Here is a 21,525-nt window from a genome sequence, read left to right on the forward strand (position 1 = left end):
TTACAGGTATCGACCATTTTATAAAGAATAAGTGAGGATACGAGAAATGAAAAAGTTTGCAAAGAATTTTATGCTTGGTGCGGCCACAGCGGCGCATCAGGTGGAAGGCAACAATATCCACAGTGATTACTGGGCACAGGAGCAGCTTCCGCACTCTATGTTCAATGAGCCATCACTGGATGCGGTGGATCATTACAACCGATATACGGAAGATATCCGCCTTCTGGCAGAGGCAGGGCTGAATGCATACCGTTTTTCCATCGAGTGGGCGCGAATTCAGCCAAAGCCGGATGCGTGGGATGAGAAGGAAGTAGAGCATTATAGAGCGGTTTTAAAGTGCTGTCATGAGAATGGAGTGAAGCCGATCGTTACCATGCATCATTTTTCTTCCCCTAAATGGCTGATTTCCCAGGGAGGCTGGGAGAATCCGGAGACGGTGAAGAAGTTCGCAGCATATTGTAAGCGGCTGGTTAGTGAGCTGGGGGATCAGATGGAATATGTCTGTACGATCAATGAGGCAAATATGAGACTGCAGCTGGCGGCTCTGATGCAGGATATGATGAAGCGGATGCAGGCACACAGTGATCAGGAGGGTACAGGCGGCAAAAAATCAGAGAGTGACGTGCAGGTCGGAATCAATATGAATCAGGAAAATATGATGCTCAGTATGATGGAAACAGCACAGGCATTTGGAATCCAGGACCCGCGGAAAGTACATACCTTTGTTTCGCAGTGCACCCCAGAGGGTGACCTTCTGGTCATGCGCGCCCATGAGGCGGCCAGAGATGCCATGAAAGAGGCCTGTCCTCATCTGAAAATCGGCCTGACCTTATCTCTTCATGACATGCAGCCGTATCCGGGGGGAGAGACATTTGCCGGGAAGGAATGGGATGATGAGTTTCTTCATTATCTTCCTTTTATTAAAAATGATGATTTCCTCGGTGTACAGTGCTACACGAGAAAACATTTTGACAAGGATGGAGTGACACAGCCTGCAGCTGACGTGAGGCGGACGCAGATGGGATATGAAGATTATCCTTCTGCAATCGCGAATGTGGTCAGAAAAGTGGCAGAGGATTTCAAAGGAGATCTGATTGTAACGGAAAATGGGATCGCCACAGAGGATGATGCCAGACGCTGTGAATTTGTGAAAGAGGCCGCAGAGGGAATCCAGGCATGCATCGAAGACGGAATTCCGGTGAAAGGGTATATGTACTGGTTACTTCTGGATAATTTCGAATGGCAGAAGGGATATGGTATGACATTCGGGCTGATCGCGGTAGACAGAAGCACGCAGACACGTACAGCGAAGGAAAGCCTGTCGGTACTGGGGTGCTTGATTGAGAGATAAGTAATATCTGTAATTACCTGGTTTATATCACGGTCAGGAAATAAGAGCAGAGAGTAAAGATAAAGGGAACTCATAGGAGTGGAGGAAGAGTCATGGGAAAGAAAAAGAAATTGACACAGAGTGAAATTGATGGTGTACAGTACCGTCACGTGAAGACCTGGCGGATCGCACTTGCGCAGCTGAACGCCGGGGCCAGTATGTGTTTTTATGTTTTAATGGGAATGGCGAGCTATGTTGCCAATGCAGGATATGGAATCGCAGTTGCCGTGGCAGGCGTTATTTTAACGGCAACCCGGGTATTTGACGGAATCACTGACCCAATTATTGCGCTGGTGATTGATAAGGTGAATACAAAGTTTGGAAAACTGAGAATTTTCCTGCTTATCGGGTGGCTGATCGAAAGTCTGGCGGTCCTGATGATGTTCAGCTGGGGCAGCGGGAAGAATCATGGAATCGTGTTTTTTGTCCTGACCTATATGGTCTATGTCATCGGCTATACGATCAACAGCGTAACCGGAAATATCATCCCGCCTGTTATGGTCAATGATCCGAAGCAGCGTCCGATGTTCGGGGTATGGGGAACGGTGTACAATTATCTGGTGCCGATGATGATGTCTCTGGTCGTCACCATGGTGATTCTTCCGAAATTCGGCAACCAGTACAGCGTGCCGATGCTGCGGGTGAACAGTATTTTCTGCGTGGCAGTGTCCTTCGTGCTTGTCCTTTTGTGCTGTATTGGAGTGTCCAGCGCAGATAAGCCGGAAAATTTCCAGGGAATTTCCGTGAAAGGAAAAGAAGAACGTGTAACCCTGCGTGATATGGCAAGACTTTTAAAGGGAAACCGTGCGATGCAGATGTATATTGTGTCTGCAGCATCCGATAAACTGGCCCAGCAGACCGGAAGCCAGGCGGTTGTCAGCACGATGCTGTTCGGTATCCTGATCGGAAATATGCAGCTGGGGACATTGATCAGTGTCATTGCAATGCTGCCGTCTATTATATTTGCAATCCTCGGGGCCAAATATGCAGGAAAACATGGGAACAAGGAGTCCATGGTCACATGGACGCGGGTAGCTCTGGTTGTAGCAGTGATCAGTGTCTTGTTCTGTAGTTTTGCGGATTTAAAGAAAGTAACAGTAGCCGCTGTGCCGACAATTCTGTTTTTCCTCTTAACTTTTGCACTGAATGGGTCTAAAATGTGTATAACTACAGCGACAGGAGCGATGTGTGCGGATATCATTGATTTTGAACTGGACCGCTCCGGAAAATTCCTTCCGGCAGCAGTGACTGCGACCTACAGTTTCATCGATAAATGTATTTCCTCACTCGGCTCAACGATCGCAGCAGGATGTGTGGCCCTGATCGGTTTCAGGACCGTGATGCCTCAGCCGACAGATGAGGCGACCATACCGATTCTTGTGATGACCATGTTCTTATATTATGGACTGCCGATCATCGGATGGATCTGTACACTTGTGGCAATGAAGTTCAGCCCGCTTTCAAAGGAAAAGATGGTGGAGGTGCAGAAAAATATCCAGGCGAAGAAACAGGCTGCACAGGAAGAGTTTATAGAAAAATATGAAAAAGCATAGCCTCTGGCTGCGGCAGGAGGTAGAAGATATATTTTGCAGCAGAAAAAGCAGACAGCATGAACGTGTTCTGCCTCAGAATCTGCTGCAGGAGAATATCTGGAAAGGAAAATAATGAGGAAAACAATTTTACTGGATACAGGATGGAAGTTTGTTAAAACTGCTTCTGATGTGGAGGCAGCGGTAAATTCATGCGGGGAGGATATCTCACTCCCCCATACATGGAATGCGGTGGACGGTCAGGACGGCGGAAACGATTATTACCGCGGCACCTGCTGGTATACCCGGAAACTGGAAGTGCCGGCACGAAAGGACGATCAGGAAGTATGGCTGGAATTCAATGGAGCGGCAATGACGGCACAGGTCTGGTTGAATGGGGAACTGCTTGCCAGGCATGAGGGCGGATATTCTACATTCCGTGTCAATATCACAGAACATCTTCAGGAAGAAAATGTACTGGCAGTATCTGTGGACAATTCCGATAATGACAGCGTATATCCGCAGAAAGCAGATTTTACCTTTTACGGCGGACTGTACAGAGAGGTAAATCTTCTGATCGTACCGAAAGCACACTTTGCGCTTGGGTACGCGGGCGGTCCGGGTATGAAAGTGACAACGGCGGTAAAACTGGGCGGCGGTGAGAGCTGCGGGTGTGATGGAAAAGATGGAAATAAACTACAGTTTGGCGGCTGCGAGGAATCGGATCGGGAGCTGAAACCCGGCAGTGCCAGGATCACGGTGGAAGCATGGACAGAAGGTCCGGCAGAGTCCGTAGAGTTCACGATTGATGGACAGTCTAAGAGTGCAGTAGTTACAGACGGATATGCCAAAGCCGTATTTATCATAGAAAATGTACATCTCTGGGATGGTACGAACGACCCGTATCTCTACACTGCGCAGGCAAAACTGGACAGCGGGGATGAAATTTCTACAAGGTTCGGATGTCGTGTGATACGGTTCGACCCGCAGGAGGGATTTTTCCTGAACGGGCGCAGTTATCCCCTGCGCGGAGTATCCCGCCATCAGGACCGTGCAGGCGCAGGCAACGCCCTGACACCAGAGATGCACCGGGAGGATATGGAGATTATTAAGGAAATCGGAGCGAATACGCTTCGCCTTGCCCATTACCAGCACAGCCAGTATTTCTATGACCTGTGTGATGAAGCAGGAATGATTGTGTGGGCTGAGATCCCATATATTACGTTGCATATGGAAAATGGGGTAGAAAACACCCTGAGCCAGATGAAGGAGCTGATCATTCAGAATTATAATCACCCCTCTATTGTCTGCTGGGGATTGTCAAATGAAATCACAGCCAGCGGCGGAGTGACGGAATCTTTGATGGAAAATCACAGAAAACTGAATGATCTGTGCCACTCTTTAGATTTCACCAGACCGACGACCATGGCTCATGTATTTATGCTGGAAACGGACAGCCCGCTGCTGGCAATACCGGATATCGGAAGCTACAACCTGTATTTTGGCTGGTATCTGGGAGAATTGTCACAGAACGACAGCTTTTTTGATGCCTATCATCAGACCTACCCGGACCGCTGCATCGGATTTTCCGAGTATGGTGCTGATGCGAATCCGGCGTTCCAGTCTGCGCAGCCGGAAAGAGGGGATTACACGGAGAGCTATCAGTGCGTTTACCATGAGCATATCCTGGATATGATCGAAAAGAGGCCGTATCTGTGGGCAACCCATGTGTGGAATCTCTTTGATTTCGCGGCAGATGGACGTGACGAGGGTGGAAAGAATGGCGTGAACCAGAAAGGTCTTGTCACGATGGACCGCCAGCTGAAAAAGGATGCCTTTTATCTGTATAAAGCACACTGGAGCAGCGATCCGTTCGTACACATCTGTGGCAGACGGTATGCAGACAGGGCAGAAGAGACAACAGAGATCAAAGTATATTCCAATCAGCCGCAAGTGACTTTATATGTAGATGGAAAACTGGTTGAAACACAGAATGGAAACTATATCTTTAGATTCCAGGTGCCCATTTCCGGGGAGCACTGCGTGGAAGCAAAAGCCGGGCAGACAGAAGGTGGTATGGAGACGGCTAGTATAGAGACAACTAGTATAGAGACGACGGGGATGAAGACGACTAGTAAAGAGACGGCCAGCATAGAGACAACGGGTATGAAGATGGCAGATAAAGTGATGATGGATGACATCCGCATCAGAAAGGTTGATAAACCGAATCCGGAGTACTGTTTTATTCAGGACGGTGGAATTGTGAACTGGTTTGATAAGGAAGATTTTAAGGAGGGGTATTTTTCCATCAAGGATACACTGGCAGCCTTACAGAGCAATCCGCAGACAGGTGCGATTGTCGGTCAGATGATGGCCGGTGCGGCAGCCAGCCGTGGAGACGTGGCGGAGAGTGTGAAAGACAATCCGAATCTGCTCAAAATGATGGGAAGTATGACTCTGGAAAGTATGTTAAAGCAGGCGCAGGATGCGGTGACACCGGAACAGATCCGCGGCCTGAACAGTGCACTGCAGCAGATTAAGAAGCCAGAATAGTAACAACAAGTTGGATAAGCCAGAGCAGGTAAGGCGCAGCAAAGCAGATAGGAGTGAATAATATGCCAGTCAGAGCAGTACAGCAGTTTCAGCTCCGCACCGTGATGGGGACGGAGAAAAGGCAGCAGAGACAATGCAGTTGATGAAAGCAGCAGGTTACAATGGAATCGAGCTGAACGGATTTATGATCAAGAAGATGCCGATGATTGTCCGGGTCCTGACCAGGATGGCAGGGATGCCCATGGGCAAGAGCGGCAATCTGGACTGGAAAAAACTGATTGCGCAGTCCGGTCTTGAGGTAGTCAGTATCCATGAAGACCTGGGCAGTATCCTGCGGGCACCTGAGGAGATCATAGAGGAAACCAAAACATTTCATACGAAATATATTGTGATCACAGGGATGCATCAGTTTGACTATTCAGATAAAAATGCGGTTCTGGAATTGACGGAAAAGCTGAATAAAGCTGGAAAGCTCCTGAAAGAAGGAGGTGTTTCTCTGCTGTACCATAATCATAATTGCGAATTTCGCAAGGTGGAGCCCGGGAAGACGGCGTATGACCTGATCCTGGAAAAGACAGACCCGGAATATGTAAACTTTGAATTCGACTCCTACTGGCCGACAGAAGCCGGGGTAGATGCACTGGAGATGATGGAGCGTCTGGGGGAGAGGATGAAGCTGTACCATATCAATGACCGCGGAACAAGAATCAAAGGAAAGACGGGATCAATCCTGAAATCAGACAGCATGGAGCTGGGATATGGAAATATGAATCTGAAGGCTATGGTGGAGACGGCGAAGAAGTATGGGGTAGAAGCGGTCATACTGGAAAGCCATAAGAACTGGATTGAGAAGTCACCGGTGAAGTCCTTCCAGGTGAGCGCGGAATTTATGAATAAGTATGTATAAAAGATGAGAAAATAAAGACGATAATAATAAATACCCACAGGACATCCCTTAACACATGTCCTGTGGGTATTTTGGGATACTAATGGTAATACGGTCTACATTTAGCAGGAAAAGTGTGATATACTTTTCATACAAATAACTGATTGAAAGGAAGTGATAACATGGCATTTAAACCGTTGCCCATCGGTATAGATAACTTTCAGGAAATGATAGAAAAAGGTTATTATTACGTAGATAAGACTCTGTTTATTAAGGAACTGTTGGACATGAAAGGAAAGGTAAATCTGTTTACCCGTCCGAGAAGATTTGGCAAGACCCTTAATATGAATATGCTCCAATGCTTTTTTGAAAGAGGATATTGCGATGCAGAACGTATTTTTCAGGGGCTTAAGATTATGGGAGAAGGTGAGAACTATACCAGGCAGATGTCACAATATCCTGTGATTGCGCTTTCACTCAAATCTATGAAACAGGCTACGTATGAGTTATCTTATATACAAATGAAGAAAATCATCGCTGGGGAGTTTAGAAGGCATGATGCTGTCCTGCAATCAGATAAATTAACAGAATCAGAAAAGAAGCGGTTTCAGGATATCCGGGATGTTCGGGGAGAAGAGGCAGATTATTTGGATGCACTGGAATTTTTATCTGGGTGCATGTTCAAATGCTACGATCAGAAATGTTTAATTTTGATAGATGAATATGATGTGCCATTGGAAAGTTCTTATTTCGGCGGTTTTTATGACCGAATGGTCCCGGTAATCCGGTCTTTGTTCGAATCGGCATTAAAGACCAATGAAAATCTGGAATTTGCAGTGATTACAGGGTGTCTCAGAATTTCCAAAGAGAGCATATTTACCGGATTGAATAACCTTAAGATTGTCTCAATTACGAATCCAGTCTATGCGGAACATTTTGGTTTTACGGAAAAAGAAGTGATGGACATGCTGAAGTTCTATGACCGTACATGCTGCATGGATATTGCTAAAAAGTGGTACGACGGTTATCTTTTTGGAAAGACAGAGGTCTACAACCCATGGAGTGTCGTTAATTATGTTGAGCAGGCGTGGGTAGATGTAAATACATTTCCGCAGCCGTTCTGGTCAAATACCAGCTCTAACAGTATTGTGCGCACCTTGGTAGAACGGGCGGACATACGGGTAAGACAGGAGCTGGAGTCTCTGATTCAGGGAGACAGTATAGAGAAACCAATACATGAAGATATAACGTATGAGGATATCGGGGCAGATAAGACGCAGGATAATCTGTGGAACTTTTTGTTTTTTACAGGATATCTGAAAAAAACGCAGGAGCGGGTGGAAGGAAATGTCCGTTATATTTCCATGGCAATTCCGAATGAAGAAGTAAAGTATATTTATAAGAATACGATATTGGGCTGGTTTGATCAAACAATCAGGAAGAAGGATCTGTCACCATTTTATAAGAGTATCATAAAAGGTGACGCAGCGGGCGTAGAGAAGACGGTCACAGAGATTCTCCGGGAGGGTATTAGTTTTTATGATACTAGGGAGAGTTTTTATCATGGATTTATACTTGGGCTTTTGAAGGGGATGAAGGACTATTATGTCTATTCCAACAGGGAGGCTGGAGACGGCAGATATGATATCTGTCTGAAGAGCCTGGATGTAATGAGACCTGCTGTGATTCTGGAGTTGAAATCAGCATCCAGTTTTGGAGAGATGGAAGCAAAGAGCTTAGAGGCTATCAGCCAGATTGAGATGAAACATTACGAACAGGAGCTGGTACAGGACGGATATCAGAAGGTATTATGCTACGGAATTGCATTTTATAAAAAGAACTGTAGGGTGGCAGTGACAGAAGTTTGTAGTCTAAATTTCAGATAGTGTTGCCACAAAATAAAGAAGAGCTTGCTGATTTTTATGAAATAGCAATCTCTTCTCTATTTACAACATTATTATTTCAATCCACAGGTGTTATCCTGACAAATTTATTATAGCATATTAAATTTAAAAGTTCAATAAAGTTGTTAATAGAATTGACAGGATAGGGGAATTATGCTATATTTATTTCAAGGGACAATCGTGTTACAGGGTGGATTTGAACCCATTCTACATAGGAAAGAGGTGGTGCGTATGAAGAACAAATTCAGCTTTTCGGACCTGATGCAGTTCGGATTATTTTTAATAGCGCTACTGACTTTCATTTACTTGATTAGTCATTAGTAACGTATAGAAAAACCACCCTTGAACTGAACTTTGGCAGGTCAGGGTGGTGTTTTCGACTTCTTTCACAGGTCAAATCACTCGTGGTGGTGATTCCTTTTTTATATTTGTATCATAGCTGATTTAAGGATATTATTCAAGTTTTTTCAATGTATCAGTGGTCAACAAATAAAACAATGAATCGCTATAGGAATTCAATATAATTCTCCGCCTAAGTCCTCCAACTTAGTAATAAATTTCCTTAGCCAATATCTGGCAGATATTTCAAAAAGTATTTAGATAATAGTATATTGTCCATTTTAGTCAATCCCCTTCAACAGATAATCTATAGAATTCCCAACAACTTAGGAAAAATTTGTATATTTACGAAACAAAAAACAACGAAAGTGTGATTTTGTCCATATATAACCAAATTTTATCTATAGAATCGCTTAGAGCTAAGTTGATATAATCTGTCTATCGAAACGCGAAGGAGAGTCCAATATGAGATTAAAAAATTATTACGAAGATCCTGATATTCTGCATGTGGGAACTACCAAAGAAAGGGCGTATTATATCCCGCAGAAACCAGAGAATCTGCCTTCAAAAATGTTATTAAATGGGGACTGGCGCTTTTATTATGGAGAGGATCCAGAGGAGATTCCGGAGGGATTTTATGAAAAGGGATATCCCTCAGAGGAGTGGCATACCATTCCAGTTCCAGGCTGTTGGCAGAATTACGGGTATGACACACATCAGTATGTATGTAACTACTACCCGTTTCCTTACCGCCCGCCTTATGTGCCAAAGCAAAATCCCTGCGGAGCTTACATACGGGAATTTGTCCTGGAAGCTTCCTCAATAGGAAAAAGGCAGTATCTTAACTTTGAGGGAGTAGATTCTTGCTTTTATGTCTGGGTAAATGGAGAATTTGCAGGATATAGCCAGGTATCACATTCAACAAGTGAATTCGAAATTACAGACTTGGTAACAGAAGGGTCTAATACGCTGGCTGTCCTTGTCTTGAAATGGTGCGATGGAAGCTACCTCGAAGATCAGGACAAATTCAGGATGTCAGGTATATTCCGGGATGTTTACCTGTTAGAAAGACCGCAGAACCATATACAGGATATCTTCATACAGGCAAAATTAGATGACAGTTTAAAAACAGGAGTGCTGGAAGCCAATTGGGAGAGTACAGAAGGGGACCTGGAGATAAACGCCGTACTCCAGGCGTCAGACGGAAATATACTGGCGGAGGAAAAAGTGAATGCAGGCTGCTTGAGGTTTCCAGTGGATGATCCGGTCCTATGGAACGCAGAACAGCCCAGGCTGTACACACTTACGCTGGATTCAGGAGAAGAGCGTATTGTTCAGCAGATCGGATTCCGGAAAATTGAGATCATTGATTCCGTTGTCTATCTGAATAAGGTTCCTGTTAAGATGCGCGGAGTCAACCATCATGATTCAGACCCGGTAACAGGATTTGTCATGGACCGGGAACAGGTCTTAAAAGATCTGGCCCTGATGAAGCAGCATAATATCAATGCAATACGGACGAGCCATTATCCGAGTTCTCCATGGTTTATGGAAATGTGTGACCAGTATGGTTTTTATGTACTGGATGAGGCAGACCTGGAATCACACGGGGCGGCAGAGTTTTATGGAGGCTCCCGTGAGGAAACATATGGCGATGTAATCCAGAACCCTATCTTTTACCAGGCTGTCCAGGACCGTGTCAGACGCTGTGTACACCGGGATAAAAACCGGACAAGCGTAATCATCTGGTCTCTGGGAAATGAGTCAGGCTATGGTGTCAGCATGGAAGACGCAGGCCGCTGGGTAAAAGAATTTGATCCGGACAGGCTTTTGCAGTATGAGGGCAGTATATGGGAGACCGGCGGCCACAAAAATGATACGTCCATGCTGGATCTTTACACAACAATGTATGACTCCACTTTTGATATTGAAAAATATCTGAATAATCCTGACTGGAAGAAACCATATATGATGATCGAATATGCACATGCTATGGGAAATGGGCCTGGAGATTTAGAGGATTATCAGAAGATATTTGATGGAAATCCAAGGGTATTCGGAGGATTTGTGTGGGAATGGTGTGACCATGGAGTCTATATGGGAACAGCAGATAACGGAAAGGCAAAATATTATTACGGCGGAGATTTTCAAGAAGAGCTCCATGATGATAACTTCTGTATGGACGGGCTGGTTTACCCGGACCGCACACCACATACGGGATTAAAGGAACTTAAGAATGTACTTCGCCCGATCAGGGCATTCCTGAAAGACAAAGAGAACAAAGAAGTAGAGCTTGAAAATAAGATGGATTTTACTGCTCTGGAGGATCGGTTATATATACACTATACCGTAGAACAGGATGGTGCAGTTATATGCGAAAAGGATTTATATCCTTTGAACCACCCGGCTCATGAAAAGAGAAGCTATCACTTAGATTATACGGTTCCGTCATCAGGTATCTGTACATTAACTTTAGAATATAAAACTCTCAAAAAAGAGGACTTTATAGAAAAAGATACAGTAGTTGGATTTGATCAGTTTTTTCTGCAGAAAGGAGGACACAAAATTAAGACAACGGATTCAGGCAGTATACGGACAGAAGAACTGAAGCATTACATCTACGTGGAAGGAGATGATTTTACCTATCGTTTTGACAAATATGCAGGGGCATTTGACCAGATCATCTGCAGCGGGTGCATCTATACAACGAAACCGATACAGTACAATGTATGGAGGGCTCCGACCGATAATGACAGGCTGGCAAAACTGGAATGGCAGAAAGCCGGATATGACAGGATTCAGGCATGTGTAAAAGAAACGGAAGTAAAACAGTTGGAAAATGCCGTACAGATCTGTGTTTCCCTGGAGCTGGCAGCAGCACATATACAGCCATGTGTAGAGGCACAAGTGCAATGGAACGTATATGCAGATGGGACAATCAGTACGGATATCAAGGCAGAACGTAATATGGAAATGCCGTTTCTGCCAAGATTTGGAATCCGTATGTTCCTGCCAAAGAGCTTTTCAGAGGCATCTTATCTGGGATATGGACCAATGGAATCCTATCTAGATAAGCACCAGGCATCCAGATTCGGGCGTTTTTCTGCAAAGGTAAAGGATCTGCATGAGGATTACATCAAACCACAGGAAAACGGAAGCCACTACCATACATACGAGGTATCATTATCAAATGGTACGGGAGACCAGATCGAAGTATATTCCGAAGATACTTTTTCTATGCAGGTACTTCCTTATACTCAGGAAGAGCTGTCTGCAAAGAAGCACAATTTTGAACTGGAGGAACATACAGAGACGGTTCTGTGCCTCGATTATAAAATGAGCGGTGTTGGTTCTCAAAGCTGTGGACCAGAACTGAAAGAGGAATATCGATTAAAGGAAGAGAGAATGAATTATCAGTTAATGATACGTTTTAAGTCACTGAGGAGGAAATAATATGAAGATTAAAAGCTTTTTCACAAAGGAAAATATTTGTTTCACCATTATACAGACGGCATATTGGGCAGGCTTCTGCATTCTGTTTGCGTACCTCAGCCCATATATTCTGAGTCTGGGATGCTCCAATACTCAGCTGGGTGTGATCATATCCGCGAATTCCCTGGCAAGTATTATTGGACAGCCGGTTTTCGGTTATATTTGTGACCGGTCAGGTTCTATTAAAAAAGTAATGATAGGCAGTCTGCTTGGAGGCAGTGTACTTGCAGCCATTTTCTATCTGACTGGCAGCAGCTATCTGGCTATTTTATTCTTTTCAACCGTGATCTCCTTTATTATCCAGGCAGTGTATCCGTTGATCGATAACTGGACTGTTCTGGATGCACAGGTGAATCCGACAACAAACTATGGTATCACACGAGGAATTGCATCCTTAGGATATGCTGCGACATCAGCGATCGTAGGTGGATTTTTCGATAAGCACGGATTTCAGTGGATGTTCATACTTTTTATTGCTATGATGGTGATAGCAGCTCTTGGCTGTATGGGTCCTAAAGATACAAATAATTCTGTAGAGAAAGAAAAAGTGAAATTTACAGATTTGAAGTTACTGGCAACAAATTATGGATATGTAGCATTTGTAGTTGTAGCAACTCTTTTATATGTAGCATTCCGGTCAGCACACGGTTTCCTGGCAACCTTGATGACACAGGTCGGAGGCAGCACAGAGCAGCTGGGATATGCCTGGTCAGTACTGGGATTAAGTGAGGTGCCTGCATTATTCCTGGCAGGAATCATTCTGAGAAAGATGAAAGATTCACATTTGCTGTTTGTCTCCATGTGCTTCTTTGTATTGAGAGTCTTACTTCCATCTTTCGCAGTAACACCGACACAGCTGATCTGGATGACTGCTCTGCAGGGACTTTCTTATGGATTATTCCTTCCGGCATCTGTATCATTTATTGCCCGGATCACGAAGAGAGAACTGTCCAGTACAGCACAGACCTTCGCCGTTGCCATGTATGCAGGTGTAGGAAATACAGTTGCCGGAGTCGTAGGTGGTGTATTAGTAGATTCCATTGGTGTAGTGAATGTATACCGAATCGCAGAAATCATTATTGCAGTACTTGCAGTTGTTTTCGGGATGGTTGTAGTATCACTGGATAAAAAGGAAAAAGCAGCACAGGCTGCAGCGGAGTAAAAAATGTAACGTCTGCGAAAAATAAAGAAATCCATAGGCACAAGAAAGAGTAGAGGAGAGAGTGATGTCTGTTATCGATTTTATCATTGTGATAGTTTATTTGGGGATACTTCTGGGACTTGGCGTCAGGCTGAGCAGAGGGAATGAGACACAGGATGATTATTTTATTGCGGGACGTTCTATGGCATGGCTGCCGGTAGCTTTATCGGTGGCCGCCACTACAATAAGCGGTAACGGCTTTATTGGAGGACCGGGCTGGTCATACCAGTCCGGTCTTAGGGCATTTATGATGAACGCCAGCATACCGTTGGTCCTGGCGCTTGCCTGCAGCTGTTTTCTTCCATTTTTGTACCACATTCGAATTACATCATGTTATGAATATCTGCAGAAACGTTTTGGGGCTGCCAGCAGAACGCTTGGGGCAGTCGGGTTTTTAGCAACCGCCTTGATTCAGGTCAGCTCCATGGTATATATCCCATCGCTGATCATCAGCCAGTTGACAGGCTGGAATATTAAAGTAGTTTTAATCGTCATCGTGATTGTATCTACAGTTTATACCCTGCTGGGAGGGATCAAAGCTGTAATCTGGACGGATGTCATTCAGATGGTGATTGTATGGGGCGGATTGTTTGCGGTCATTTTTCTGGCACTTAAGAATTTGGATATCGGTTTCATGGAGACGATCCAGGTGGCACGGGAAGCCGGAAAATTAAATGCGCTGGATTTTTCCATGGATCTGAACCTGGAAAATGGATTCTGGGTTACACTACTGGGCGGCGGAATTCTGTGGATGCAGTATTATATATCAGATCAATCACAGGTACAGAGGCTTTTTTCAGCAAAATCCGTAACAGAGGTAAAACGGTCTCTTTTGACAAGCGGTATTCTGATGAATGTCATGTATTTCGTATTCATGATCATTGGGCTTATTATGTTCTCTGTATTCCAGGGAAGGACTTTTGATAATACAAACCAGATCATGATCCAATTTATAGCGGACAGGGTACCGGCCGGTGTGATGGGATGCATTATAGCAGGTATCTTTGCCGCTGCGATGTCGAGCGTGGATTCTCTTTTGAACTCCATGGCAACCGTCTTTATAAAAGATATTTATGAAAAATGGGTGCTGAAAGGTAAGAAGACTGCATCCTTGACAGTATCCCGGAATTTTACCCTGGTCATGGCCGTATTCGTTGTTTTATTTGCTACGCTGGGATTCTTGAATACAACGGCATCTGTCTTAGCAGTGGTAGGAAGTTATATTTCTTATCTGTGCGGAGCGATTTTGGGAATGTTCCTGCTGGGAATGCTCACCAAGAGGGCCAATGATCTTGGAGTGTCGATCGGTTTTGCGGCTGGAGTATTGGGAACAGTTGTATTGTCTAAGGTCTGTCCGGTCAACTATCTCTGGTATAATGTGACAGGCTTGCTGATCACGATGGCAGCAGGATATTTGGCAAGTCTTTTGAAACCGGGGAAAAACCTGGCAGAGACAGAGCGGTATACTCTTTTGGGATGCAGAAGAGAGATTTTAGGGGCGAGTACAGCACATACAGATAAAAAACTGCTCCAGGAGATCCCCTGCCATATGGATAAGTATAGCTGGGGGCTGATTCTGTTTTTCGTGATCCAGTATCTTGTATTGGGGACATTCAGATAAATATAATCAGGAGTCATGCAGGAACTGGCGTACTTTTGGACACAAATACGCCAGAGAGCATTTGGATTATGAGGAAAATCAATGAGGTGAAATGGGGCGATACATTTTACCTCATTGATTTCTTTTTATATTCATTTGGAGAACAGCCTGTCTTTTTCTTAAAGATGCGGCTGAAGTAAAGCGGGTCCAAATATCCTACCAGCTCAGCAACTTCGGAGATCTGAAAGGAGTTATTAGCCAAAAGATCCTTTGCCTTTTCGATTCTCATATCCACCAGATATGCCTGGGGAGAAGAACCGGTAAAGTCTTTAAAGCACCGGATAAACCAGTTATAGGTCATGTGATATTTATCTGCAAGATCCCGAATCACAATAGGTTCTTTATAATTTTCATGTATATACAGGACGGCAGAAGCAATATCTTTATGGCGGTTAGAATAGTGGGATTTCTGCTTTTCACGGGCACGGTTCAACAAGAGGCAGAGCTGTTGCAGCATCAAAACATTCATTTCACAGAAATCATTTTCCAAAAGCTGGGTTTCATGAATGACACTGTTAAACAAAGAAATCAGAGCACTGTCAACGCCGATATACAGGACAGATTCACCCCAGAGACTGTATTGTCTCAGAAGAGCTTCCGCCTGATGTCCGGTAAAATGAATCCAGTAGACTTCCGGCTGCTCTTCCAGGCGGTAATAGTAAAACTGGGGTTCGCCAGGATAGTATATGATAATATTCCCAGCGGATACGGACTGGTATTTCCCGTGGATTAAAAAATGTCCGGTCCCTTTCGTTATATAAAGAATCTGATAGTCCGGGCGTCCCTTCAAACGGGTGGTCTCCAGATAGTTTAATTTGACCAGCTTATAATGCCCTGCGCTGTTAACAAGCAGGGGAACGGTTTTATCTTCTAATCCATCAGGACCTGGGCGATAGTATCCAGTTATGCTGATTATGGGAATCACATCCTTTCGAGTGAGATAAACAGGCAGCGCAAAAATAAAATTAGTTTTATTATAGCACTTACGGGATAAATGATATAGTTATATTTGATAGATAAAACGAAGAAAAACGAAATGGAACACAGGTACCTAAGTAGACAAGATTGTCAAATTATTCACCTGCCATAAATAATTTATAAAATATGACCTGTACCACTTCCATTTTGATCAAATATTTTGTATAATATCTCTAATATACATAAAAGACACGATGGGGGTGGAACTGTGAAGAAGACGGGAGCAGTTCTGGCGGCAGCAGGTATGTCAACCAGGATGCATGATTTTAAGCCGATGCTGCCTTTTGGAGATTCAACAATCATAATGCACATTGTATCGATGCTGAAGAACCTTGATTTAGATCCGATTGTAGTAGTGACGGGTTATCGGGCCGACGAGGTGGAAGAGCATCTTTTTCAGACAGGCGTTCGTTTTTTAAAAAACGAACAATATGAAAAAACAGAAATGTTTGATTCTATCAAAATGGGAATTCATGAGATCTCAGGAGATTGCGAACGAATTCTGATTATGCCCATTGATCTGCCGGCTATCAAGCCTGAGACGCTGAGGCAGGTACTGATGATCGATGCGGAAATCGTACGAACGGTCTGCCATGACAGACCCGGACATCCGATTGTCTTACGCAGCGATGTGGCAGAAAAGTTATGTCAGTATCAGGGCGACAAAGGATTGCGGGGAGCGGTCAGGGATTCCGGGCTTCCGGTTACGAAGGTGGAAGTAGAGGACGAGGGAGTATGCCGGGGCGTGAACACGGAAGATGAGTATCAGGAACTTCTGGAATGGAATTATCAGAGAGGAGAGGGATATCCCATCCGGCCTCAGGTAAAAGTCAGGCTGACTGCAAACAAACCATTTTTCGGACCGGGGGTCTATGATCTTCTGAACCTGGTCGGACAGACAGGCTCTCTGCAGGAGGCATGCCATCACATGAACCTTTCTTACAGCAAAGGAAGTAAGATGGTCAAGGAAGCAGAGCGGCAGCTTGGATTTTCCATTACAGAGCGCTGGGCAGGCGGTCCCGGAGGAGGCGGTTCCAGGCTGACGGAGGAAGGCCTGAGACTTTTGGAGAATTACAGCCGGATGGTATCAGAGGTACAGGAGAGCACAGAACAGATTTACCGGAAGTATTTTGGCAAAGGATTTCGCCAGGAATTTACCGGGAATAAGAAAGGATAGGAAGAAGGAAGGACAGGAAAAGAAATGAAATTAGTCAGGACAGAAGATGCAGTAGGGCATATTTTATGCCATGATATCACACAGATCATCCCCGGAGTGACCAAGGATGCAGTATTCAGAAAGGGCCACGTAGTGACCAGGGAGGACATCCCGGTTCTTTTGTCTGTGGGAAAAGAGCATCTGTACATATGGGAAAAGCAGGAAGGAATGCTGCATGAAAATGAGGCGGCTGAGGTACTCAGGGAAATCAGCCAGGGCGCGAACATGCACCCGACAGAGGCAAAAGAAGGAAAAATCGAACTGATTGCAGACTGTGACGGATTATTGAAAGTAGATTCTGCCACCATGAAAAAGGTCAACAGTCTCGGAGAGATGATGATTGCAAGCCGCCACGGGAATTTCCCGGTGAAAAAGGGCGACAAGATTGCGGGAACGCGTGTCATCCCTCTGATCATTGAGAAGGAAAAGATGGAGAGGGCGAAGGAAACTGCCGGGGAGACTCCGATTTTCGAGGTCCTGCCTTTCAGTCATAAAAAAGTGGGGATCGTGACAACGGGAAGTGAAGTTTACCATCACCGGATCGAAGACTCATTTACCCCGGTGATCCGGGAAAAACTTGCGGAATATGACACAGAGGTCGTGGGACACGAGATCTGCAATGATGACCATGAGATGATTACTGGAGCTATCATGAAACTGTTGGAAATGGGATGTGACATGGTCGTGTGCACGGGCGGTATGAGCGTGGACCCGGATGATCGCACACCGCTGGCAATCAAGAACACAGGGGCCGAGATCGTAAGCTACGGGGCACCGGTACTGCCGGGGGCAATGTTCCTTCTGGCATATTACGACGGGAAGATTCCGGTCATGGGGCTGCCGGGCTGTGTAATGTACGCAAAGCGGACTATTTTTGATCTGGTCCTGCCGAGGCTCATGTGCGGGGAAAAATTAAGACCAGAGGATTTAAGCTGTCTGGGAGAAGGCGGTCTGTGCCTGTCCTGTCCGGTATGCACATTCCCGAACTGTGGATTTGGAAAAGCGGGGGCTTAGAATATGGAAGACCTTTATGGGAGAAAGATAGATTATATGAGGATTTCGATTACAGACCGCTGTAACCTGCGGTGCCGGTACTGTATGCCGAACGGGATCGAGTGGATTCCCATGGACGAAATCCTGACATACGAGGAGATTGAAACAGTCTGCCGTGTGGCAGTGTCAGTCGGAATCAACAAGTTCAAGATCACAGGGGGAGAACCTCTCGTGAGAAAGGGCTGCCCGGAATTGATCGGGAATATCAAGAGGATTCCAGGGGTGGAGCAGGTGACCATCACGACAAACGGAATTCTGCTAAAGGAGCAGCTCGACAGGCTGATCCTGGCGGGTGTGGATGCAGTGAATGTAAGTCTGGATACCCTGGATCAGGAAAAGTTTAAGCAGATCACCGGATTTGATATGCTGGATCAGGTAGAAGCCTCTATTAAAAGTGCCGTAGATAAGGGACTCAGGGTGAAAATAAATACAGTCCTTCAAAAAGACGTGAATGACGAGGAGTGGCCGGGATTGATGAAACTGGCAAAAGATCACCGCCTGGATGTTCGTTTTATTGAAATGATGCCGATCGGGTATGGAAAAAAGAGCAGGATGATATCCAACAGCGATCTTCTGGCACAGATGCAGCAGCTTTATCCGGGGATGGAGCCGGATGAAAAAAGACACGGGAACGGCCCGGCGGTCTATTATAAGATACCGGGATTTGAGGGAAGCATCGGATTTATCAGCGCCATCCATGGCAAGTTCTGCGGAAGCTGCAACCGAATCAGGATGACTTCCACCGGGGAACTCAAGGCCTGCCTGTGCTATCAGGATTCCGATTCCCTGCGGGATGCGGTCAGAAAAGGCGATGAAGACGAAGTCAGGAGACTTCTTGAACTGACAATCAGTAAGAAACCGGAAATGCACTGTTTTGAAACAGTAGATTCTGTCACAGAAAGCAGACAGATGGTAAAAATAGGAGGATAGGGAAATGGGAAAAGTTTTAGGAATCTGTATCAGTGAGAAGCGCGGAACACAGAAGCATGAAGTGCAGGAAGCGAATATTGTAGAAGGCTGGGGCATCGAGGGGGATGCGCACGGCGGTAACTGGCACCGTCAGATCAGTCTCTTATCGTTCGAGAAAATAGAAGCGTTCCGTGCAAAAGGCGCTGACGTTGATTTTGGAGCATTCGGGGAAAATCTGATTGTAGAAGGATATGATCTTCGGACGCTGCCTCTGGGAAGCAAATTCAGGATCGGAGATGCACTGCTGGAACTGACACAGATCGGAAAGGAATGTCACAGCCACTGCGAGATTTTCAAGAAGATGGGTGAATGCATCATGCCGAGGGAAGGTGTGTTCACAAAAGTACTGCACGGCGGACATATTCAGCCGGGAGACGAAGTGGAATTGATTCTGCCCGAGGAGTAAAGTTTAGAGAATTGCGGATACATCCGTCCGCTTTTCTTTGTGACCGTAATGTTTTTGAAAATATAACGGTTTTGAAAAGCAGTAAGGCAGGTTCTTAATATCCGTTTTGAGATATTATGAAAGGATCTATGGGCAGAAAAATCTGACATAGAGGGAGGAAAAGTTATGAAAAAAAGAGTTTTAGCAGCAATGATGGCAGCGATGATGGTGTTCAGCTTGGCTGGATGCAGTGGTTCTTCTGACAAAAAAGCAGATGACAGCAAAAAAACGGAAGGTTCGAAGGAAGATGCAGGGGATGACCAAAAGGAAGATACTGCTGCGGGGAAGAAGGAAGCCGGAAAAGAGGAATTTGAAGAGACGGAGATTCAGGTATTCATAGCAGCCAGTCTGAATACCGTTATGACGGAGCTTGCGGACAAATACAATGAAAAACAGCCGAATGTGAAGATTACTTACAATGCCGACAGTTCCGGTACTCTTTTGACACAGATTGAAGAAGGATATGAATGTGACCTTTTCTTCTCAGCGGCACAGAAGCAGATGGATGCATTGGAGAAGGATGGGCTTGTAAAGGATGGTACAAGGGCCAATGTGTTGAATAATCAGGTCGTTGTCGTAACCTTGAAGGACAGCGGTACAAAGGTGACGGGCCTTGAAAATCTGAAAGACGCTAAGAGCATCGCACTGGCAGGGGGGAGTGTTCCGGTCGGAAAATATACCAGACAGGCACTGATCAATCTGGGAATTCTGGAAAAAACGGATGAACCAGACGCCATTACAACGCAGCAGATTTCAGAAGCGCTCGGTGGTGTGGAGATCAGTGAGCAGGATAATGTGAGTAAGGTATTGGCAGCAGTCGTGGAAGGCTCTTGTGAAGTAGGAACGACATACTATTCTGATACCTATGGATATGAAGATGATCTTAATATTCTTGAGACGGTAAGCTATGATCTGACCGGAAATGTCATCTACCCAATTTGCCAGGTAGTGAACGACGAGGCGGATGAACTGCAGGCCAAAGCAGCCGCAGATTTTTATGAATTCATTTTGTCAGATGAGGCAAAGACGGTCTTTGATTCTTATTATTTCGATACGAATGTAGAGAGATAGGAGAGACTATAAGCAGAGAAGGTCAGTATAGGAGGGAAGGCACAGCCCGATTCATATCACTCAAGGTAAAAGACAATATAGGTAATGATTACTTAAGGAAATAAACGCAGGGAGGAACGTAAAAATGGAAGAAATTTTAGCAATTCTAAAGGAGCTGGACTGGAGCCCGCTGTATATCTCATTGAAAACGGGAGTTGTGGCTACCATTTTTTCTTTCTTCCTGGGAATATTTGCGGCAAGGAAGGTATTGAAGGCAGGGCCGAAGTTCAAGGCAGTGGCAGACGGAATTCTGACACTGCCTATGGTGCTGCCGCCGACTGTAGCAGGTTTTTTTCTGCTGCTGTTGTTCAGTAGGAGAAGGCCGCTTGGTATCTTTCTGTTCGAGACCTTCGATATCAAGATCGTACAGACATGGACCGGATGCATCATCGCGGCGACAGTCATTGCCTTTCCACTGATGTACCGCAATGCGAGGGCAGCTTTTGAACAGATCGATGTGAATCTGATCTATGCGGCGCGGACACTGGGGATGAGTGAAATTCAGATTTTCTGGAAGGTGGCTGTTCCGTCAGCAGGACCAGGAATCATGTCGGGAACCATCCTCACCTTTGCAAGGGCGATGGGAGAATATGGAGCGACCTCCATGCTTGCAGGAAATATCCCAGGTAAAACGGGAACCATTTCCCAAAGAATCGCTATGGTGATTCAGGATGGAAATTATCTGACGGCAGGGGTGTGGGTCGTGATTGTCATGTTGATCGCGTTCGGAATTATTTTTCTCATGAACCTGTTAAGCGGCAGGAATATGAAGCAAGTAAAACGGTGGTAGGAGAATATAA

16 protein-coding genes are annotated in these 21,525 nt (G+C 45.2%); 15 read left to right on the forward strand and 1 reads right to left on the reverse strand.

What is annotated here, in order from left to right:
- Positions 1-46 precede the first annotated feature (46 nt).
- The 9 genes from HGO97_RS18260 (at position 47) to HGO97_RS18295 (ending at position 14,915) form a co-directional block, all read left to right on the forward strand.
- The gene (locus HGO97_RS18260; RefSeq protein ID WP_216244367.1) at positions 47-1,351 is read left to right on the forward strand and encodes a glycoside hydrolase family 1 protein; all 1,305 of its coding nucleotides are present in this window, start codon (positions 47-49) and stop codon (positions 1,349-1,351) included.
- A gap of 92 nt (positions 1,352-1,443) precedes the next feature.
- Complete coding sequence (locus HGO97_RS18265) at positions 1,444-2,943, forward strand: MFS transporter (protein ID WP_216244368.1); 1,500 nt, start codon at positions 1,444-1,446, stop codon at positions 2,941-2,943.
- On the forward strand, positions 2,930-3,055 hold the full coding sequence (locus HGO97_RS24065; RefSeq protein WP_281419976.1) for a hypothetical protein: 126 nt from the start codon (positions 2,930-2,932) through the stop codon (positions 3,053-3,055). Before HGO97_RS18265 ends, HGO97_RS24065 begins: the two co-directional genes overlap by 14 nt.
- A complete protein-coding gene (locus tag HGO97_RS18270; protein WP_216244369.1) occupies positions 3,055-5,472 on the forward strand; it encodes a glycoside hydrolase family 2 protein in 2,418 nt (805 codons plus the stop codon). The genes HGO97_RS24065 and HGO97_RS18270 overlap by 1 nt, the downstream gene beginning before the upstream one ends.
- A 133-nt stretch (positions 5,473-5,605) precedes the next feature.
- Positions 5,606-6,379 carry a sugar phosphate isomerase/epimerase family protein gene (locus HGO97_RS18275; protein WP_330654295.1) on the forward strand — a complete coding sequence of 258 codons (774 nt, stop codon included), beginning with the start codon at positions 5,606-5,608 and terminating at the stop codon, positions 6,377-6,379.
- Between the two features lie 161 nt (positions 6,380-6,540).
- Complete coding sequence (locus tag HGO97_RS18280; RefSeq protein ID WP_216244370.1) at positions 6,541-8,244, forward strand: AAA family ATPase; 1,704 nt, start codon at positions 6,541-6,543, stop codon at positions 8,242-8,244.
- Positions 8,245-9,066: 822 nt separating this feature from the next.
- Entirely contained in the window at positions 9,067-12,054 is a 2,988-nt protein-coding gene (locus tag HGO97_RS18285; RefSeq protein WP_216244371.1) for a glycoside hydrolase family 2 TIM barrel-domain containing protein, read from the forward strand.
- 1 nt (position 12,055) lies between these two features.
- Positions 12,056-13,255, forward strand: a complete 1,200-nt coding sequence (locus tag HGO97_RS18290) for an MFS transporter (RefSeq protein WP_216244372.1) — start codon at positions 12,056-12,058, stop codon at positions 13,253-13,255.
- A 64-nt stretch (positions 13,256-13,319) separates the two neighbouring features.
- On the forward strand, positions 13,320-14,915 hold the full coding sequence (locus HGO97_RS18295; protein WP_216244373.1) for a sodium:solute symporter family transporter: 1,596 nt from the start codon (positions 13,320-13,322) through the stop codon (positions 14,913-14,915).
- Positions 14,916-15,021: 106 nt separating this feature from the next.
- Here the strand turns inward: HGO97_RS18295 and HGO97_RS18300 are convergent, their stop codons facing one another.
- Positions 15,022-15,744, reverse strand: a complete 723-nt coding sequence (locus HGO97_RS18300; protein WP_216244374.1) for a helix-turn-helix domain-containing protein — start codon at positions 15,742-15,744, stop codon at positions 15,022-15,024.
- Between the two features lie 396 nt (positions 15,745-16,140).
- Between HGO97_RS18300 and HGO97_RS18305 the strand changes: the two genes are divergently transcribed.
- The 6 genes from HGO97_RS18305 to modB all read left to right on the forward strand — a co-directional run bounded on the left by HGO97_RS18305 (position 16,141) and on the right by modB (position 21,515).
- Entirely contained in the window at positions 16,141-17,109 is a 969-nt protein-coding gene (locus tag HGO97_RS18305) for an NTP transferase domain-containing protein (RefSeq protein ID WP_216244375.1), read from the forward strand.
- Between the two features lie 24 nt (positions 17,110-17,133).
- Positions 17,134-18,162 carry a molybdopterin-binding protein gene (locus HGO97_RS18310; protein WP_216244376.1) on the forward strand — a complete coding sequence of 343 codons (1,029 nt, stop codon included), beginning with the start codon at positions 17,134-17,136 and terminating at the stop codon, positions 18,160-18,162.
- Positions 18,163-18,165: 3 nt separating this feature from the next.
- Positions 18,166-19,131 carry a GTP 3',8-cyclase MoaA gene (moaA, locus tag HGO97_RS18315; protein WP_216244377.1) on the forward strand — a complete coding sequence of 322 codons (966 nt, stop codon included), beginning with the start codon at positions 18,166-18,168 and terminating at the stop codon, positions 19,129-19,131.
- Positions 19,132-19,135: 4 nt separating this feature from the next.
- The gene (locus tag HGO97_RS18320; RefSeq protein ID WP_216244378.1) at positions 19,136-19,576 is read left to right on the forward strand and encodes an MOSC domain-containing protein; all 441 of its coding nucleotides are present in this window, start codon (positions 19,136-19,138) and stop codon (positions 19,574-19,576) included.
- Positions 19,577-19,741: 165 nt separating this feature from the next.
- Complete coding sequence (gene modA, locus HGO97_RS18325) at positions 19,742-20,686, forward strand: molybdate ABC transporter substrate-binding protein (protein WP_216244379.1); 945 nt, start codon at positions 19,742-19,744, stop codon at positions 20,684-20,686.
- Positions 20,687-20,810: 124 nt separating this feature from the next.
- The gene (gene modB / locus HGO97_RS18330) at positions 20,811-21,515 is read left to right on the forward strand and encodes a molybdate ABC transporter permease subunit (RefSeq protein WP_216244381.1); all 705 of its coding nucleotides are present in this window, start codon (positions 20,811-20,813) and stop codon (positions 21,513-21,515) included.
- Positions 21,516-21,525: the final 10 nt, after the last annotated feature.

The sequence above is a fragment of the Faecalicatena faecalis genome (assembly GCF_012524165.2).
Taxonomy (GTDB): Bacteria; Bacillota; Clostridia; order Lachnospirales; family Lachnospiraceae; genus Faecalicatena_A; species Faecalicatena_A faecalis.

What these genes read in the sequence shown, in the direction of transcription:
- modB (WP_216244381.1), top strand. Translation starts at nt 20,811, where the DNA reads ATGGAAGAAATTTTAGCAATTCTAAAGGAGCTGGACTGGAGCCCGCTG.
- HGO97_RS18275 (WP_330654295.1), top strand. Translation starts at nt 5,606, where the DNA reads ATGCAGTTGATGAAAGCAGCAGGTTACAATGGAATCGAGCTGAACGGA.
- HGO97_RS18260 (WP_216244367.1), top strand. Translation starts at nt 47, where the DNA reads ATGAAAAAGTTTGCAAAGAATTTTATGCTTGGTGCGGCCACAGCGGCG.
- HGO97_RS18295 (WP_216244373.1), top strand. Translation starts at nt 13,320, where the DNA reads ATGTCTGTTATCGATTTTATCATTGTGATAGTTTATTTGGGGATACTT.
- HGO97_RS18320 (WP_216244378.1), top strand. Translation starts at nt 19,136, where the DNA reads ATGGGAAAAGTTTTAGGAATCTGTATCAGTGAGAAGCGCGGAACACAG.
- HGO97_RS18265 (WP_216244368.1), top strand. Translation starts at nt 1,444, where the DNA reads ATGGGAAAGAAAAAGAAATTGACACAGAGTGAAATTGATGGTGTACAG.
- modA (WP_216244379.1), top strand. Translation starts at nt 19,742, where the DNA reads ATGAAAAAAAGAGTTTTAGCAGCAATGATGGCAGCGATGATGGTGTTC.
- HGO97_RS18280 (WP_216244370.1), top strand. Translation starts at nt 6,541, where the DNA reads ATGGCATTTAAACCGTTGCCCATCGGTATAGATAACTTTCAGGAAATG.
- HGO97_RS18310 (WP_216244376.1), top strand. Translation starts at nt 17,134, where the DNA reads ATGAAATTAGTCAGGACAGAAGATGCAGTAGGGCATATTTTATGCCAT.
- HGO97_RS18270 (WP_216244369.1), top strand. Translation starts at nt 3,055, where the DNA reads ATGAGGAAAACAATTTTACTGGATACAGGATGGAAGTTTGTTAAAACT.
- HGO97_RS18285 (WP_216244371.1), top strand. Translation starts at nt 9,067, where the DNA reads ATGAGATTAAAAAATTATTACGAAGATCCTGATATTCTGCATGTGGGA.
- HGO97_RS18290 (WP_216244372.1), top strand. Translation starts at nt 12,056, where the DNA reads ATGAAGATTAAAAGCTTTTTCACAAAGGAAAATATTTGTTTCACCATT.
- moaA (WP_216244377.1), top strand. Translation starts at nt 18,166, where the DNA reads ATGGAAGACCTTTATGGGAGAAAGATAGATTATATGAGGATTTCGATT.
- HGO97_RS24065 (WP_281419976.1), top strand. Translation starts at nt 2,930, where the DNA reads ATGAAAAAGCATAGCCTCTGGCTGCGGCAGGAGGTAGAAGATATATTT.